The sequence below is a fragment of the Sphingomonas sp. genome (assembly GCF_045810705.1).
Lineage (GTDB): Bacteria > Pseudomonadota > Alphaproteobacteria > Sphingomonadales > Sphingomonadaceae > Sphingomicrobium.
Window position 1 is genome coordinate 67,703 of record NZ_JBJMVI010000020.1, and the last position, 13,887, is coordinate 81,589.

The window sequence follows — 13,887 nt, forward strand, 5'->3', positions numbered from 1 at the left end:
AAGGTCCTGATGATTCTGGCGTTCGTGCTGGTTGGTGCGGGCGGAGGGACTCGAACCCCCACGGTCTCCCACTTGGACCTAAACCAAGCGCGTCTACCAATTTCGCCACGCCCGCGCCGGACGCTTGAAAGGATGCGGGCCTATAACAGGCATGGCCCCGTGGGCAACCCACGGCAACCCGCCGCGGACCGCGATCGTTGGACTCCTACAGGAGAACCAGCGATGCAGCAGAACCCTCCCGAGCGCCCAGTACCGCCGCCGGCACAGCCCACGCAGCCGGGCCAACCCACCCACGCTCCGCCGGAGGAGCCGGGAGAAAACCCGAACATCGATGTCCCCTCGCCGCCTTCGCCGGGAACTCAGCCGACCACGCCAATCTCGCCGGTCGGATGAAGCGACGCCCGCGCTGAACCACCTCGAATGTCTGCTTTCGACCCATTCCTGCCATTAGCGCAGTGGCAGTGGCAGCTTTCAACCCGTTGCAGACATTAGGCATTCGTGACACCGTCTGTCGTGGCCTACGAACCGCAGACAAGCTGGTCGCTCCTCCGATTTGCGGTTCGCAATTCGTACGGCGACGCAGCAGTTCTGACGGCCTTGTTAGGCTTCGTGCTCTTTATTGCCGCCATGACGGGAAGTCGTCCGCCGCTTTCGCTGATATGGAATCTCACTTGTCTCGCTGGATTCTACCTAATTGCACTCAGCGTACTGGTGCTTCGCTGGTATGCTTACGTCGCTCGCACTAAGCGCGAGGCGCGCAAAAAAGGCTGGGGAGACTAGTTGCCTCACAATGTCAGCTTTCCACCCATTGCGGACATTGTCCAACGGATCGGTTAGACGCGCTGCAGCCGGGCCGACGCGACCAGCGCCTCGAAATCGGGCAGCGCCGCGTCCCAATAATGCGACCGCGCGGCGTCGATCAGGATGAGATAGAGCCTCCCGTCGATCACCGCGCCGACCGCGCGGCCGCGGCGCCACAGCTCGTCGTCGTCGAGATGCTCATAGTCGAGCTGGAACCCATTGGCGCCGAGGAACGGCCGCGGCTGCAGCGACAGCGTGCGGAAATCGACCGAGCCGCCGCGAACGCGGTACAGGCTCTCGATCATCGCCGCGACCTCGGGCGGAGTCATGTCGGAGCGGAACATCGGCACCTGCTGGCTCGCCGAGCGGCGCTGGCGGATCAGCGACTTGCCGTTCTTGAGGCCGGTGACGAAGCTGATCCCGTCGAGCAGCGGGCCGTTGAGCGTCCAGTCCTCGACCTGGCGGATATCCTCGAACAGGATCGGCCGGTGGCGGTTCCACGGGCGCGGGGCGGACACGACCATGGTTTTGTCGCCAACCGATACGCGGCGCACCGGAACCGCCGAATAATCGCTGAACCCATATTCGCCGCCGCCGACGGACGAGCAGGCGGCAAGCGCCAGACTCATGGCGGCGAGCGTCAGTTTCGAAGCCGATTTCAATTGCCCTCTCCTCACCCAGCCATCTGCCGCACCCAGGCGGCGTCGGGCGCGTCGGGCTTCATCGTCAGGTAGCGCGCGAAGGCCGCCTTGGCCTCCGCTCCGCGGCCCTGTTTCATCAGCGATATGCCGTGCCACCGCCACGCGTCGGCCGGCGCGTCGGGATAGGCGACCGCGGCGGCATAGCTCTGCGCGGCGCGCGTCGCGTCGCCCGGCCGGTTGCGCAGGCGCCAGACCTCGCCCTCGTTGAACCGCAGCAGCCCGTCCCAGCCGTCCTGCGCCAGCGTCTCGATCAGATACTGGCTCGCGCCGGGGTCGTTGAGCTTGACCTGGTCGTCGAGCAACATCGGGCGGATCGGGCCGATCGTCGCCAGATAGCGGTCGCGATGCCGGTCATAGACCTTGCCCGGCACGGTCAGCTCGAGCGCGTCGGCCTTGAGGTCGACCAGGCGCGACCCCTCCGACGGGTGGGTGTCGAACAGCCCGCCCTTGTGCCGGTGCTTGCCGCGATAGCGCGCGCTCGCTTCCTCCTCGCCGATCAGCTGCTGCCAGATGGTCGACATGGCCATCGGTTCGTAACCCGCCGCGGCGAGGTTGCGGATGCCGATGGCGTCCGCCTCCGCCTCCATCTCGCGGCTGTAGCGGAACAGCGACAGGATGGTGCCGAGCTCGGCCAGCTGGACGTAGTCGCCGAGATAGACGCCGGCGCCCGCGCCGCCGATTCCGGCGAGCATCGCGCCGATCGAGAAAAGGTCGGTCTTGCGCTTCTGGTCGCGCCACGAACGGATCATGTGCCGGCGCAGGAAGTGGCCGGCCTCGTGCGCGATCACGCCCGCGAGCTGCGCCTCGTCGCGCATCCTCAGCAACAGCCCGGAGAAGACGACCGCGAAACCGGTCGGGAACATCATCGCGTTGAACTCGGGGATCCGCGCCAGATAGATGCGGAAGTCCTTCGCCGCCGGCCCGCCGACGGTGCCGATGAGGTTCTGCAGATATCCAGTGATCCTGGGGTCGGTGATCAGCAGGTTGGAGCCCGCGACCTCCTCCTCGACGCGCTCCATCTCCTTCCACAGGCCGATCTCGTCGCGCTCGGCCGGGTGATAGCCGGGCCCGACCAGCGGGACCATGTCCTGCGGCCGAATGCGTGCCGTCGCGACGCCGGCATGCAGAGCGGCGGCGGCGGCGCCTCCGCCGGCCAGCAGCGAGCGGCGCGTGACTTCAAGGCAGCGGGCGCACATCAGCGGCGCTCCGCCTGGCGCTGGACCGCGCGGCCGGGCTTCATCCGCCCGAGCAGCCGATCGACCATCTGCGCCGCGCCCTGCGGAGTGCGGAGGTCGCCGAACTTGATTCCCGGCAGCTCGCTGCCGGCCGAGACGACGTTGAACCACACGACTTCGCCGGTCTTGAGGTCGACCAGCGACGCATAATCGAGCTGCTGCTGACCGCCGACGTTGGGTGCGCAAAATCCGATGAAGCAGCCGGCGAGGCCGAGCAGTCCGAGCGCCACGCGGCCACCGGACGCCACCTCGTCCTCGGCGTGGAGAAACAAAGCATAATCATAGCCGGTTTTCTGGCCGAGCTTCACCGCGTCCGCACCGAGCGTCCAGTCGAGGCCCTTGCCGCGCTTGGTCGGCAAATAATCGCCGAGATATTTGTGCTGGACGATCGCCTGGTCGACCGCGGAGTTCAGCCGCTCGACATCGGCCAGCTCCTGCTCGCCGACGCCTGGAAGCTGGTTGCGGTGCTCGATGAGCGTGACGTTGCCGCCGCGGGTCGCCTGCTGCGCGCGGAGCGCCTGGACGATGTAGGTGCGCGCCTGCTCGGTCCAGTCGGCGCGCGGCTGAACCATCCCGCCGGTCGTCAGCGACCCCACGGTCACGTCGGGCCGAAGCACCAGCAATTTGTAATCGCCGCTGGGCGGCGTGAACTGCACGTCGGAGAACTGCCGCGTCTGCACGCAGGCGCTGAGCGCGGCGCTTGCGGCGACCGCCGCGGCGAGACTCGATTTCCGCATCCCGACCCTCTCTCAAAGGGCGCGCGAGCGCCCTTTCCCACCATCTTAGTGGACGATCATGCCTGAATCGCTGATGAAAGAAAAGTCTGTCTTTTTAGGTGCTTAGCGCTGACACGCAGCGCCCGCCGGCTCGGGCAGGCAGTGCCCGTCAATCGAGCCCGGAGCGACCGGCAAGCCGATCATCGAGGCGATCGTCGGCATGATGTCGACGGTATCGGCCGAACGCTCGATCGTCGAGCTGGCCGTTCCCGGCCGCCAGAACAGGATCGGAACCCGCCGGTCATAGTCCCACAGGGAGCCATGGGTCGCGATAAAGCGCGTCGTATCCGCGATCGGCGTCACGTCTTTCTTGAGAACGACGAGGAAATCGCCCGAGCGGCCGGCATAATAGCTCGCCCGCACGCGCTGGATCAGGCTCCATGTCTCGGGCGGCGCGGTGGGAACCGGGGTGCGCGCAAGCTGGGCCGCGGTGAACACCGCTTCGACCTGCGGGTGCGCGCGATAGGCGGCGACCGCAGCGCTGAGCAGCCGTGCCCGATCGCCGGCTTTGAGGCCGCGATCGACGTACATGTCGCCGAAGTTGCTGTCGCCGAGCAGGCCGGGGCGGCCGGGAAGGCCGAGCTGGGTGACCAGCTTCTTGCCCATGGCCGCCGCGCCCAGCGCCGGGTCGACCCGAGCAGCCGATGTGACGCCGGCAAGCCGCTCGCGTTCCGGAATGTCCTTTCCGCCGTGATCGGCCGTGAGCACGACCGCATAATTGAACCCGCGGCTGTCGAGCAGCTTGAGGAAATCGCCGACCTCGCGGTCGAGCTCGAGCAGTTGAAGGCACATCTCCTCGCCCTCGGTGCCGTAGGCGTGCCCGACATAGTCGGTCGCCGACAGGCTGATGGCGAGAAGATCGGGGTCGGCGCGGCGGCCGAGCTGCATTTCGTCGACCAGCCCGGCAGCCAATGCCAGCGTGTCGCCATCCAGTTCCGGCGACGCGCGGAAGGCGTTCAGGTCGCCGGCGGCGCGCGCCAGCTGGCCGGAGCCGACCGGCTTGCCGCCTCCCTCGAGCGGAACCACGCGTGCCTTGGCCTGGCAATATGGCGGCGCCTCCAGGGGCGGCCGGGGCTGGGCTAGCGCCGCGGCAAGCGCCGACTGGAACTTGGGCACGGTCCGCGGGACCGCGACTCCGCCAAGATCCGTGTCGAAGGTCTTGCCGTTCCAGTACCAGCGCTGGTCGGGGCGCTGGCCGGTCATCATCACCGCGGCGCGGTCCTTGCCGGCGACCGCGACGCTGCGGCTGCCGGGCCAGCGCGCCTTCATCAGCTCGCCCAGCGTCGGCACCAGCAAATGCCTGGGCGAGACCTTGTAGGCGATCGAGCTGGTGCCGGGCTGGGTCTCGTCCTCGGCGCAATAGACGCTCTTGTCGGACCGGCCGATCGACTGGTCGACCCAGAAATTGTTGATGATCCCGGTGCGCGCCGGATGGTCGCCGGTCAGCAGTGTCGAATGGCCGGGGCAAGTCTCGGTCATCGCGTGGCTTTGATAGCCGTTGCGGAACACGTTGCCGGTCGCCAGGCGAGCGAGCCCTCCGGTAAACTGCGGCCGGTATTCGTCGAACAAATTGGCGGAGAACTGGTCGACCGCGATCACCACGAGGAGCTTGGGCGGCGTCGGCGCCTGCGCTGCGGATTGGGTCGCGAACAGTGCCGCCAAAGCAGCCAAGAACTTCAATTGCATATCGCGATCAGCTCCATCGTCACGCCGGACTTCGATCCGGGGTCTGCCTTCTCTTTGTTACAGAGGAAAGTGAAAAGGCGGATCCCGGATCAAGTCCGGGATGACGGTCATGAGCCCAATTTCGCCCGGAGCCGCTCGTTGACCAGCTGCGGATTGGCCTTGCCGGCCATCGCCTTCATCGTCTGACCGACGAAGAAGCCGAACAGCGCCTGCTTGCCGCCCTTGTACTCCGCGACCTTGTCGGCGTTGGCTGCAAGCACCTTGTCGATCTCGGCGTCGATCGCACCGGTGTCGCTGGTCTGCCTGAGGCCGCGTTCGTCGACGATCCTTGAAGGCGGTTCGCCGGTTTCGAGCATGATCTCGAACACCTGCTTGGCGATGGTGCCCGAAATCGTGCCGTCCGCGACGAGCTTCAAAAGCTCGGCCGCGTGGGCTGGCGATACCGGACTCTCGGCCATCGTCTTGCCGAGACGATTGAGCGCGCCGAACAATTCGGCGACCGTCCAGTTGGCGGCCTGTTTCGGGTCGACGTCGTTGTCGACAAGCGCGTCGAACCAGCCGGCGGTCTCGACCTCGGCGGTCAGCACGCTCGCATTATAGGGCGAAATCCCCATCAGCTCGTAGCGCTTGCGCTTGGCGTCGGGCAGTTCGGGAATCGACTTGCGGCATTCCTCGAGGAACGCGTCATCGAGCTCCAGCGGAAGCAGGTCCGGGTCGGGGAAATAACGGTAGTCGTGCGCATCCTCCTTCGACCGAAGCGACCGCGTCATGCCCTTGTCGGGATCGAACAGCCGCGTCTCCTGGGCGACCGTTCCGCCGCTTTCGATCAGCTCGACCTGGCGCTTCGCCTCATGCTCGACCACCGCCATGACGAAGCGGACGCTGTTGACGTTCTTGGTCTCGGTCCGGGTGCCGAGGTCGTCGCCGACTTTGCGCACGCTGACGTTGACGTCGGCGCGCATCGAGCCCTCTTCCATATTGCCGTCGCACGAGCCGACGTAGCGGAGAATGGATCTGAGCTTCCGCAAATAAGCCCCTGCTTCGGCGGGCGAACGCATGTCCGGCCGCGAGACGATCTCCATCAGCGCGACGCCCGAGCGGTTGAGGTCGACGTAGCTCATGGTCGGGTGCTGGTCGTGCATCAGCTTGCCAGCGTCCTGCTCGACATGGATGCGCTCGATGCCGATGCGCTTGGCGCTGGCGTCGTCCTTCTCGTCGAGCAGCACCTCGACCTCACCCTCGCCGACCAACGGATGATAGAGCTGGCTGATCTGATAGCCCTGCGGCAGGTCCGCGTAGAAATAATTCTTCCGGTCGAAGCGGCTCCAGACATTGATCTTCGCATCGAGCGCCATGCCGGTGCGCACCGCCTGGCGGATGCACTCGCGGTTGGGGACCGGAAGCATCCCCGGCATCGCCGCGTCGACCAGGCTGACCTGCGTGTTCGGCTCCGCGCCGAACGCCGTCGCCGCGCCGGAGAACAGCTTGGAGGCGGTCGCGGTGATCTGTGCGTGGACTTCGAGACCGACCACGACCTCCCACTCGCCGGTATCGCCTTTGATGCGGAAAGGTGTTGCAGTGTCAGCCATGATTACCACCACTTCTCTGGCCGCGCGGTGAAGCCGGCGCGTTCCTCGATGGCAAGGCCAGCGTTGAGGACGATCTGCTCGTCGAGCTCGTTGCCGATGAGGTGGAGCCCAAGCGGCAGGCCCTGCGCGTCGAGCCCGCCGGGGACGCTCATCGCCGGAAGGCCCGCAAGGCTCGCCGGAACCGCGAAGACGTCGTTGAGGTACATCGCAAGCGGATCGCTCATCTTCTCGCCCAGGCCAAACGCCGCCGACGGCGCGGTCGGGGTCAGGATCACGTCGCACTGCTCGAACGCCTTGCGGAAATCCTCCTTGATCAGCGCCCGCACCTTCTGCGCCTTGTTGAAGTAAGCGTCGTAGAATCCGGCCGACAGCACATAGGTGCCGATCATGATCCGGCGCTTGACCTCGGCCCCGAAGCCCGCCTCGCGCGTCGCCGAATACATATCGTCGAGCGTCTTCACGCCCTCCACGCGCAGCCCGTAGCGGACGCCATCGTAGCGCGCGAGGTTGGACGAGGCCTCGGCCGGGGCGATGATGTAATAGGTCGGGAGCGCGTATTTTGTGTGCGGCAGGCTGATCTCGACCGGCGTCGCGCCCGCATCCTTGAGCCATTCGATCCCCTGGTCCCATAAAGCGCCGATCTCGGCCGGCACTCCGTCGATCCGATATTCCCTGGGAATACCGACGCGCTTACCGCTGAGATCGCTGGACAAATTCGCTTCCCACCGCGGCACCGGGAGGTCGAGCGAGGTCGAATCCCTCGGGTCGAACCCGGCCATCGCTTCGAGCAGGATCGCGCAGTCGCGGACCGTCCGCGCCATCGGCCCGGCCTGGTCGAGCGAGCTTGCAAAGGCGACGATCCCCCAGCGCGAGCAACGTCCATAGGTCGGCTTGATCCCGCAAATGCCCGCGAATGCGGCGGGCTGGCGGATCGACCCGCCGGTGTCGGTCCCGGTCGCGCCGGGCGCGATGCCCGCGGACACCGCCGCGGCCGACCCGCCCGACGAGCCGCCGGGCGTCAGCCCGACATTGCTGCCCTTGCGCCGCCACGGGCTGATCACTGGCCCGTAAGCGCTGGTCTCGTTCGACGAGCCCATCGCGAACTCGTCCATATTGAGCTTGCCGAGCATCCCCGCCCCCGCCTTGCGCAGGTTTGCGGTGACATGGCTGTCGTAGGGTGGCCTGAACCCTTTGAGGATGTTGCTTCCCGCGGTCGTATCGACGTTTTTGGTGGCGAACAGATCCTTGATGCCGAGCGGGATGCCGACGAGCGAGGGCAGCTCGCCGTTCCCACGGCGCTGGTCGGCCGCCTCGGCCGCCGCAAGCGCGTCGTCCGGGGTCTCGACGGTGAAAGCATTGAGCGTCCGCGCTGCCGAAACCGCGGCGTTGTACGCTTCCGCAATCTCGCGCGCGCTGAACGCGCCCGACCGGAACCCGTCGCGCAGCTCGGCGATGGTTTTCGCGGTGAGTTCGCTCACAAGCTCCTCCCCGGAACGGGGAGGGGGACCGCGACGCGCAGCGGCGTGGTGGAGGGGGCCCCCTCCGTCAGTCCCGCTTCGCGGGCCTGCCACCTCCCCGTCCCGGGGAGGATCTTTTGAACCGTCTTCACTCGATCACCTTGGGCACGGCGAAAAAGCCGTGCTGCGCTGCCGGTGCATTCGCGAGCACCGCGTCGCGAATGTTCCCGTCATCGACCACATCGTCGCGCAGCCTCAGTTTCTGTTCGATCACGGCGGTCAGCGGCTCGACGCCGTCGGTATTGACCTCGTCCAGCTGCTCGACCCAGCCAATGATCGCGTTGAGTTCGGGCACGAGCCGCTCGAGCTCTTCCTCGCTCATCGCGATCCGTGCGAGCTTGGCGATATGGCGGACCTGTTCGGAACTGACGGACATGGGAGCGGCGGATAGCGGCGGGGTTCCCGAGCGGCAAGCAATCAGCATGCGGCGTTGATCCCTCGCCCCGTGAAGCGGAAATGTATGTTCCGTGGAAAAGCAGACATTACGCACCTGATACAGATTAGAGTTGGGAACGAGCCGGGATTGCGAACGCTGTGGGCCTGTGCCGAGGTTCTATTTCCACCTGATCAACGACATTGACGTGCCGGACCTGGAGGGTGTCGAGTTGCCCGATATCCACGCGGCGCGCGCGCAAGCCATTGAGCAAGCTCGTGGAATGATCGGCGAAATGACCAAGACCGAAGGACGCATCGTGCTCCACCACCGCGTCGATATCGAGGACGAGGACGGGCGCGTGCTGGATTCGGTGATCTTCGGCGATGTCATCACGGTCGAGGATTGAGCACCGGCCTGCAATGCGGACGGTCGGCCCAATCTGTGTTATAGCCGGATATCGCCCCGTCTCTATGTGGGTTCCCGGCGACTGAGAGATGTTCCGCGCTCCCGCCCAGATAAGCGGGAGACGATAATGCCGGATCAAAATACGGGGCCGCCGGGCTCCTCCACGCTGGAGCCCATGCTCCGCAAGCTCGATTATTGGCACAAGCTCGATCGTGCGGATCGCGCGGCTGTGCTCGCGCTTCCTTTCACGGTGAAAACATTTGCCCAGAACCACTATGTGGTCCGCGAGGGCGACTGCGCCACCCAATCGTGTGTGCTGCTGTCCGGCTTCGCCATCCGGAGCAAGATCGTTGCCGAGGGCCATCGCCAGATCGTCGCCATCCACATGAGAGGCGAGCTGGTCGATCTGCAGAACTCGCTGCTGGGACGGGCCGACCACAGCGTGCAGATGCTGACTTCGGGCAGGGTGGCGGCGATCCCGCGCGACGAGATCGCGCGCATCGCATTCGAGCGCCCAGCCGTCGGCCGTGCAATGTGGATCGACACGCTGGTCGATGCCTCCATTTTCCGGGAATGGGTCGCCAACGTCGGCCGGCGCGATGCCCAGACACGCATTGCGCATCTGCTTTGCGAATTTGCCTTGCGGCTGAAGGTCGCGGGACTGGGCGAGCAGACCAATTACGAGTTGCCGATGACGCAGGAGCAACTCGCCGACGCGACGGGTCTCACCGCCGTGCACGTCAACCGCACCCTCATGAGCCTGGGTGCGGCCGGTCTCATCGAACGCAGCAATCCTCGCCGGATCGTCATCGGCGACTGGCGCAAGCTCGCCGAGGCGGGCGATTTCGACAGCAGCTATCTGCATCTGCACGAGGCCGAGCCGGCGCTCGTTCATTAAGGCTCCGCACGCAGACCTCTCGGCCGCCGCAACGGCCGTTGTGCCGCTTGCCCGGCTTGCGGCCCTCCCCTAACCGCGCGCTCAATGTGCGCCCGCCGCTTCCTGATGATCGTCGTCGTGATGACGCTTCTCGTCGTCGCCGGCGCCTTCGCCGTCTATCAGTGGGGCGGGCGAGTGCTGGTCGAGCAGGCGGTGCCCAAGGGCCATTTCGCCGCAGCCCCGGCGGGCAGCGGACCCGATTATGCGCTTGATTCCAGCTGGCTCGCCCGGCGCGGCCTCCCTGGCAACCCGGCCGAGTGGCGTCCGGCAGGGGTCGCCGCCGATGGCCCAGGCAATGCCGCGGTCTTCTTCATCCACCCGACCACCTATCTCGAGACCGACCGCTGGAACGCGCCGCTGGATGCCGGCGGCGAGACCGAGTTCCGCACGCAGCTGTTCGTCCAGAGCCAGGCAAGCGCGTTCAACGGCGTGGGCGAGATCTGGGCGCCGCGCTACCGCCAGGCGGCCTATGGCGCCTTCCTGCTCAAGAGCGACGATGCGCAAAAGGCGCTCGATCTCGCCTACGGCGATGTCGCTGACGCGTTCGACCGGTTCGTCAAGCAAGCCGGAGACCGCCCCATCATCCTCGCCGGCCACAGCCAGGGCGCTCTCCACCTCGAGCGCCTGGTGCGCGAGAAGGTCGCGGGCAAGCCGATCGCGAAACGAATCGTCGCGGCCTATGTCGTCGGCTGGCCGATCAGCACGACGGCCGACCTCGCCGCGCTCGGGCTGCCCGCCTGCGCGGCGCCGAGCGAAACCGGCTGCATCCTTTCGTGGATGACCTTCGGCGACCCGCCCAATCCGAATTTCATCTTCGACCAATGGGAGAAGACTCGCGGGTTCACCGGCGGCGAGCGGCGGCAGAAGGACACTTTGTGCGTCAATCCGATCACCGGCACACAGAACGGCGCGGCACCGCCGCAAGACAATCCCGGCACGCTGATCCCGACCGCCGACATGCGCGACGCGAGCCTCCAGCCGGGTGCCGTGGGCGCGCACTGCGACAAGGGCCTGCTGATCCTCGACGACCTGCCGCCGCAGCTCGGTACGTTTGTGCTGCCGGGCAACAATTACCACGTCTATGATTATGCGCTCTTCTGGGGCGCGATCCGGGGCGACGCCGGGCGGAGGCTTGCGGCATGGCATCGCTGATCATGACCCAGACGGAGGAGTTCGCCGCCGCGCTTGCCGACGGCGGCAAGCTCGCCGGGCTGGACGTCGGCACGAAGACGATCGGCCTCGCCATCTGCGACGCCGGGTGGCATTTCGCCGGGCCGTCCGACACCATCCGCAGGACCAAGTTCACCAGGGACCTCGAACAGCTCCGCGCCTTCGCCGGGCGCGAGCATGTCGTGGGGCTGGTCGTCGGCCTGCCCCTGAACATGGACGGGAGCGAAAGCCCGCGCACCCAGTCGGTCCGCGCCTTCGCGCGCAACCTCGCGCCGCTCGACCTGCCGCTGCTGCTGTGGGACGAGCGCTGGTCGACGCAGGCGGTCGAGCGGGCGATGATCGACGCCGACGTCAGCCGCGCCAAGCGCGCCGCGAAGGTCGATGCGCTCGCCGCCGCGCACATCCTCCAGGGCGCGATCGACGCGCTGGCCAACCTCGCAGGTTCGCAATAAGCGGGGCGATCGTGGACATTCTCTCGATCGATGCGCTGAGCGACGGTGAGATCGCCGCGATCCTCGACCGCGCCGGCCTGTTCTTCGCCGGCAACCGCGGGCGCCGCTCGACCGAGCGGCTCCAGGGCAGGATCGTCTTCAACCTGTTCTACGAGAACTCGACCCGCACAGCGATGTCGTTCGCGACCGCCGCGCACCGGCTCGGCGCCTCGGCGATCACCTTGTCGGTCGAACGCAGCTCGGTCCAGAAGGGCGAGACGCTCGAGGATACGGCGCGGACCTTGAACGCGATGCGGCCCGACGCGCTGGTCATCCGCCACCGCGAAAATGGCGCCCCGGCCGCGGTTGCGCTGATCATGGACGCACCCGTGCTCAACGCCGGCGACGGCACCAACGAGCACCCCACCCAGGCGCTGCTCGACGCCGCGACCATCCGCCATCGGCTCGGCCGCATCGAGGGGCTCAAGGTCGCGATCTGCGGCGACATCCGCCATAGCCGGGTCGCGCGCTCGAACGCCAAGCTGCTGCCGCGGCTCGGTGCCGAGGTCCGCCTCGCCGGCCCGCCCGAGCTGCTGCCCGACGGCCTTCCGCGGCTATCGGTGGATGAGGCGATCGCCGGCGCCGACGTGGTGATGATGCTGCGCGTCCAGCGCGAGCGGCTCGAGGACGATCTCGGGGATGCCCCCGGCGAATATCTCGCCCGCTACGGCCTTACGAGCGCACGCCTCGCGAGTGCGTCACCTCAAGCGGTCGTCATGCACCCCGGCCCGATGAACCGCGGGGTCGAGATCGAGCCTGCGGTCGCCGACGACCCCGAGCGCTCGCTGATCGCGCTTCAGGTCGAAATGGGCGTGGCCGTGCGGATGGCCTGCCTGGAACTCGTGCTCAGCGGCGACGCGCCCTAGCGCGACGCGTACTGGACCGGCTGGTCGCCCGCTACGTTGCGGACGAAGCAGCTTGCGCCCTTGCGATGCAACGACATGCACAGGTTCCGCGCTTCGGCGTCGCTGCCAAAGCCGCGGACCGACAGGCGGTAGAAGATGCCCTTGGGGCTCGCGAACCTGGCGCTCATCGGCAGATAGGCCTTGAGCGCGCCATATTTGGCCGCGGTGCCGTTCCACGCCGCGAGCACGCGGCGGGGCGAACCGTAGGCGCCGAGCTGGACCACCGCGGGCGAGTTGCCGCGGCGGACCGCGGCGGCAATGACGCGCGGCTTGACCGGCTTCGCGACGGGAGCCGGGCTATGCGGCAGAACCGACGCAAACACCGCTTTGGCTTCGGAGACGGCCGTAGCGGCCGTAGCGGCCAGCGCAGCGAGGGCCGAACGCGACGGCGGCGGAGCCGGAGCAACGGCGATAACGACCGGAGCCGAAGCGGCGATCGGCGCAGCTGCGATAACGACCGGCGCGGCCGCTGCGATTGTCTGGGGCTTCGAGGCCGGAGCCGCGGGCCGCGGAACCGAAACGGCCGGTGCCTGGGCAAGCTGCGTATCGGACCGGGCGAGCGCGAGCCTGACCGGCTGGCCCTCGTCGACCGCAGCCGGGGTCACCCCGACCAGCGCCGCGACCTGCGCGGAGGCGGACTTTGGACTGACGAGCTGCATCCAGTCATGGATTCGCCCGTCGAGCTGACCGGCCGGGACGTCCTGCGCGGCAATCGCCCGCGCATTGTCCCAATTGCCGGCGAAGGCATAGGCCAAAGCGAGGTTCTGACGAACGGTCGGATCGGCGTTCGCCCCGCGCGCCGCGGGCTCGAGCGCGCGGATCGCGTCGGCGGTATGACCGGCAAGCGCCAGCGCCAGCCCGTAATTCGAATCGCCGAGTGCCGGCCGCGCGTCGTTCAGCGACGCGACCGCCTGGTCCTTCTTGCCGAGCGCGATCTGGACCAGCGCGAGCTTGAGCACGGCCTGAGCCTGGTTCGGATAAAGCGTGAGCGAGTCCTTGTAGGCCGCCTCCGCCGAGCGGAAGCGGCCGCCGGCGAAGTAGGCATTGCCAAGCAGCGCGCGGAAACCGGCGTCGGTCGGCGCCTTAGCCACCGCCTGCTCGGCCAGCGCGATCGCCTGCGGCACATTGTTCGCGTTGAGCGCGGCGAGCGCGCGGGTGGCAAGACCGAGATCGCCGACCTTGCCCCCGAAGCTGGTCGCCCCGCCACTCGTGGATTGAGGCGCCGCGCATCCGGCGAGCAGTGATGCGAGAACCGCGATCGTCGCAGCGGAACTGGTGCGGAACTGCTGGTTCATTGG

13 protein-coding genes and 1 tRNA gene are annotated in these 13,887 nt (G+C 67.2%); 5 read left to right on the top strand and 9 right to left on the bottom strand.

Features of this window, described 5'->3' with window-relative positions:
- Positions 1–32 precede the first annotated feature (32 nt).
- From ACJ8FR_RS12240 to gatC, 8 genes are all read right to left on the bottom strand, one after another.
- Positions 33–115: transfer RNA gene (locus ACJ8FR_RS12240), tRNA-Leu, on the bottom strand.
- A gap of 718 nt (positions 116–833) precedes the next feature.
- A complete protein-coding gene (locus ACJ8FR_RS12245; RefSeq protein WP_407828916.1) occupies positions 834–1,463 on the bottom strand; it encodes a hypothetical protein in 630 nt (209 codons plus the stop codon).
- Positions 1,464–1,474: 11 nt separating this feature from the next.
- Positions 1,475–2,698 (bottom strand): M48 family metallopeptidase, encoded by a 1,224-nt coding sequence (locus ACJ8FR_RS12250; protein ID WP_407828917.1) that lies wholly within the window; start codon positions 2,696–2,698, stop codon positions 1,475–1,477.
- On the bottom strand, positions 2,698–3,474 hold the full coding sequence (locus ACJ8FR_RS12255) for a hypothetical protein (protein ID WP_407828918.1): 777 nt from the start codon (positions 3,472–3,474) through the stop codon (positions 2,698–2,700). The genes ACJ8FR_RS12250 and ACJ8FR_RS12255 overlap by 1 nt, the downstream gene beginning before the upstream one ends.
- 102 nt (positions 3,475–3,576) lie before the next feature.
- Positions 3,577–5,199, bottom strand: coding sequence for an alkaline phosphatase family protein (locus ACJ8FR_RS12260; RefSeq protein WP_407828919.1), 1,623 nt, complete (start codon positions 5,197–5,199; stop codon positions 3,577–3,579).
- A 107-nt stretch (positions 5,200–5,306) separates the two neighbouring features.
- A complete protein-coding gene (gene gatB, locus ACJ8FR_RS12265; RefSeq protein WP_407828920.1) occupies positions 5,307–6,788 on the bottom strand; it encodes an Asp-tRNA(Asn)/Glu-tRNA(Gln) amidotransferase subunit GatB in 1,482 nt (493 codons plus the stop codon).
- 2 nt (positions 6,789–6,790) lie between these two features.
- A complete protein-coding gene (gene gatA, locus ACJ8FR_RS12270; RefSeq protein ID WP_407828921.1) occupies positions 6,791–8,266 on the bottom strand; it encodes an Asp-tRNA(Asn)/Glu-tRNA(Gln) amidotransferase subunit GatA in 1,476 nt (491 codons plus the stop codon).
- 127 nt (positions 8,267–8,393) lie between these two features.
- Positions 8,394–8,681 (bottom strand): Asp-tRNA(Asn)/Glu-tRNA(Gln) amidotransferase subunit GatC, encoded by a 288-nt coding sequence (gene gatC / locus ACJ8FR_RS12275; protein ID WP_407828922.1) that lies wholly within the window; start codon positions 8,679–8,681, stop codon positions 8,394–8,396.
- A gap of 166 nt (positions 8,682–8,847) precedes the next feature.
- Between gatC and ACJ8FR_RS12280 the strand changes: the two genes are divergently transcribed.
- The 5 genes from ACJ8FR_RS12280 to ACJ8FR_RS12300 all read left to right on the top strand — a co-directional run bounded on the left by ACJ8FR_RS12280 (position 8,848) and on the right by ACJ8FR_RS12300 (position 12,550).
- On the top strand, positions 8,848–9,087 hold the full coding sequence (locus ACJ8FR_RS12280; RefSeq protein ID WP_407828923.1) for a DUF6894 family protein: 240 nt from the start codon (positions 8,848–8,850) through the stop codon (positions 9,085–9,087).
- A gap of 174 nt (positions 9,088–9,261) precedes the next feature.
- A complete protein-coding gene (locus tag ACJ8FR_RS12285; protein WP_407828924.1) occupies positions 9,262–9,984 on the top strand; it encodes a Crp/Fnr family transcriptional regulator in 723 nt (240 codons plus the stop codon).
- 84 nt (positions 9,985–10,068) lie between these two features.
- On the top strand, positions 10,069–11,175 hold the full coding sequence (locus ACJ8FR_RS12290; protein ID WP_407828925.1) for a DUF3089 domain-containing protein: 1,107 nt from the start codon (positions 10,069–10,071) through the stop codon (positions 11,173–11,175).
- On the top strand, positions 11,172–11,645 hold the full coding sequence (ruvX, locus tag ACJ8FR_RS12295) for a Holliday junction resolvase RuvX (protein ID WP_407829117.1): 474 nt from the start codon (positions 11,172–11,174) through the stop codon (positions 11,643–11,645). The genes ACJ8FR_RS12290 and ruvX overlap by 4 nt, the downstream gene beginning before the upstream one ends.
- 11 nt (positions 11,646–11,656) lie before the next feature.
- On the top strand, positions 11,657–12,550 hold the full coding sequence (locus ACJ8FR_RS12300; RefSeq protein WP_407828926.1) for an aspartate carbamoyltransferase catalytic subunit: 894 nt from the start codon (positions 11,657–11,659) through the stop codon (positions 12,548–12,550).
- Here ACJ8FR_RS12300 and ACJ8FR_RS12305 read toward each other — a convergent pair.
- A complete protein-coding gene (locus ACJ8FR_RS12305; protein ID WP_407828927.1) occupies positions 12,547–13,884 on the bottom strand; it encodes a tetratricopeptide repeat protein in 1,338 nt (445 codons plus the stop codon). The two genes, ACJ8FR_RS12300 and ACJ8FR_RS12305, sit on opposite strands and share 4 nt — an antisense overlap.
- Positions 13,885–13,887 lie beyond the last annotated feature (3 nt).

What these genes read in the sequence shown, in the direction of transcription:
- ACJ8FR_RS12260 (WP_407828919.1), bottom strand. Translation starts at nt 5,199, where the DNA reads ATGCAATTGAAGTTCTTGGCTGCTTTGGCGGCACTGTTCGCGACCCAA.
- ACJ8FR_RS12255 (WP_407828918.1), bottom strand. Translation starts at nt 3,474, where the DNA reads ATGCGGAAATCGAGTCTCGCCGCGGCGGTCGCCGCAAGCGCCGCGCTC.
- ACJ8FR_RS12305 (WP_407828927.1), bottom strand. Translation starts at nt 13,884, where the DNA reads ATGAACCAGCAGTTCCGCACCAGTTCCGCTGCGACGATCGCGGTTCTC.
- ACJ8FR_RS12285 (WP_407828924.1), top strand. Translation starts at nt 9,262, where the DNA reads ATGCTCCGCAAGCTCGATTATTGGCACAAGCTCGATCGTGCGGATCGC.
- ACJ8FR_RS12250 (WP_407828917.1), bottom strand. Translation starts at nt 2,698, where the DNA reads ATGTGCGCCCGCTGCCTTGAAGTCACGCGCCGCTCGCTGCTGGCCGGC.
- gatC (WP_407828922.1), bottom strand. Translation starts at nt 8,681, where the DNA reads ATGTCCGTCAGTTCCGAACAGGTCCGCCATATCGCCAAGCTCGCACGG.
- gatB (WP_407828920.1), bottom strand. Translation starts at nt 6,788, where the DNA reads ATGGCTGACACTGCAACACCTTTCCGCATCAAAGGCGATACCGGCGAG.
- ACJ8FR_RS12290 (WP_407828925.1), top strand. Translation starts at nt 10,069, where the DNA reads ATGTGCGCCCGCCGCTTCCTGATGATCGTCGTCGTGATGACGCTTCTC.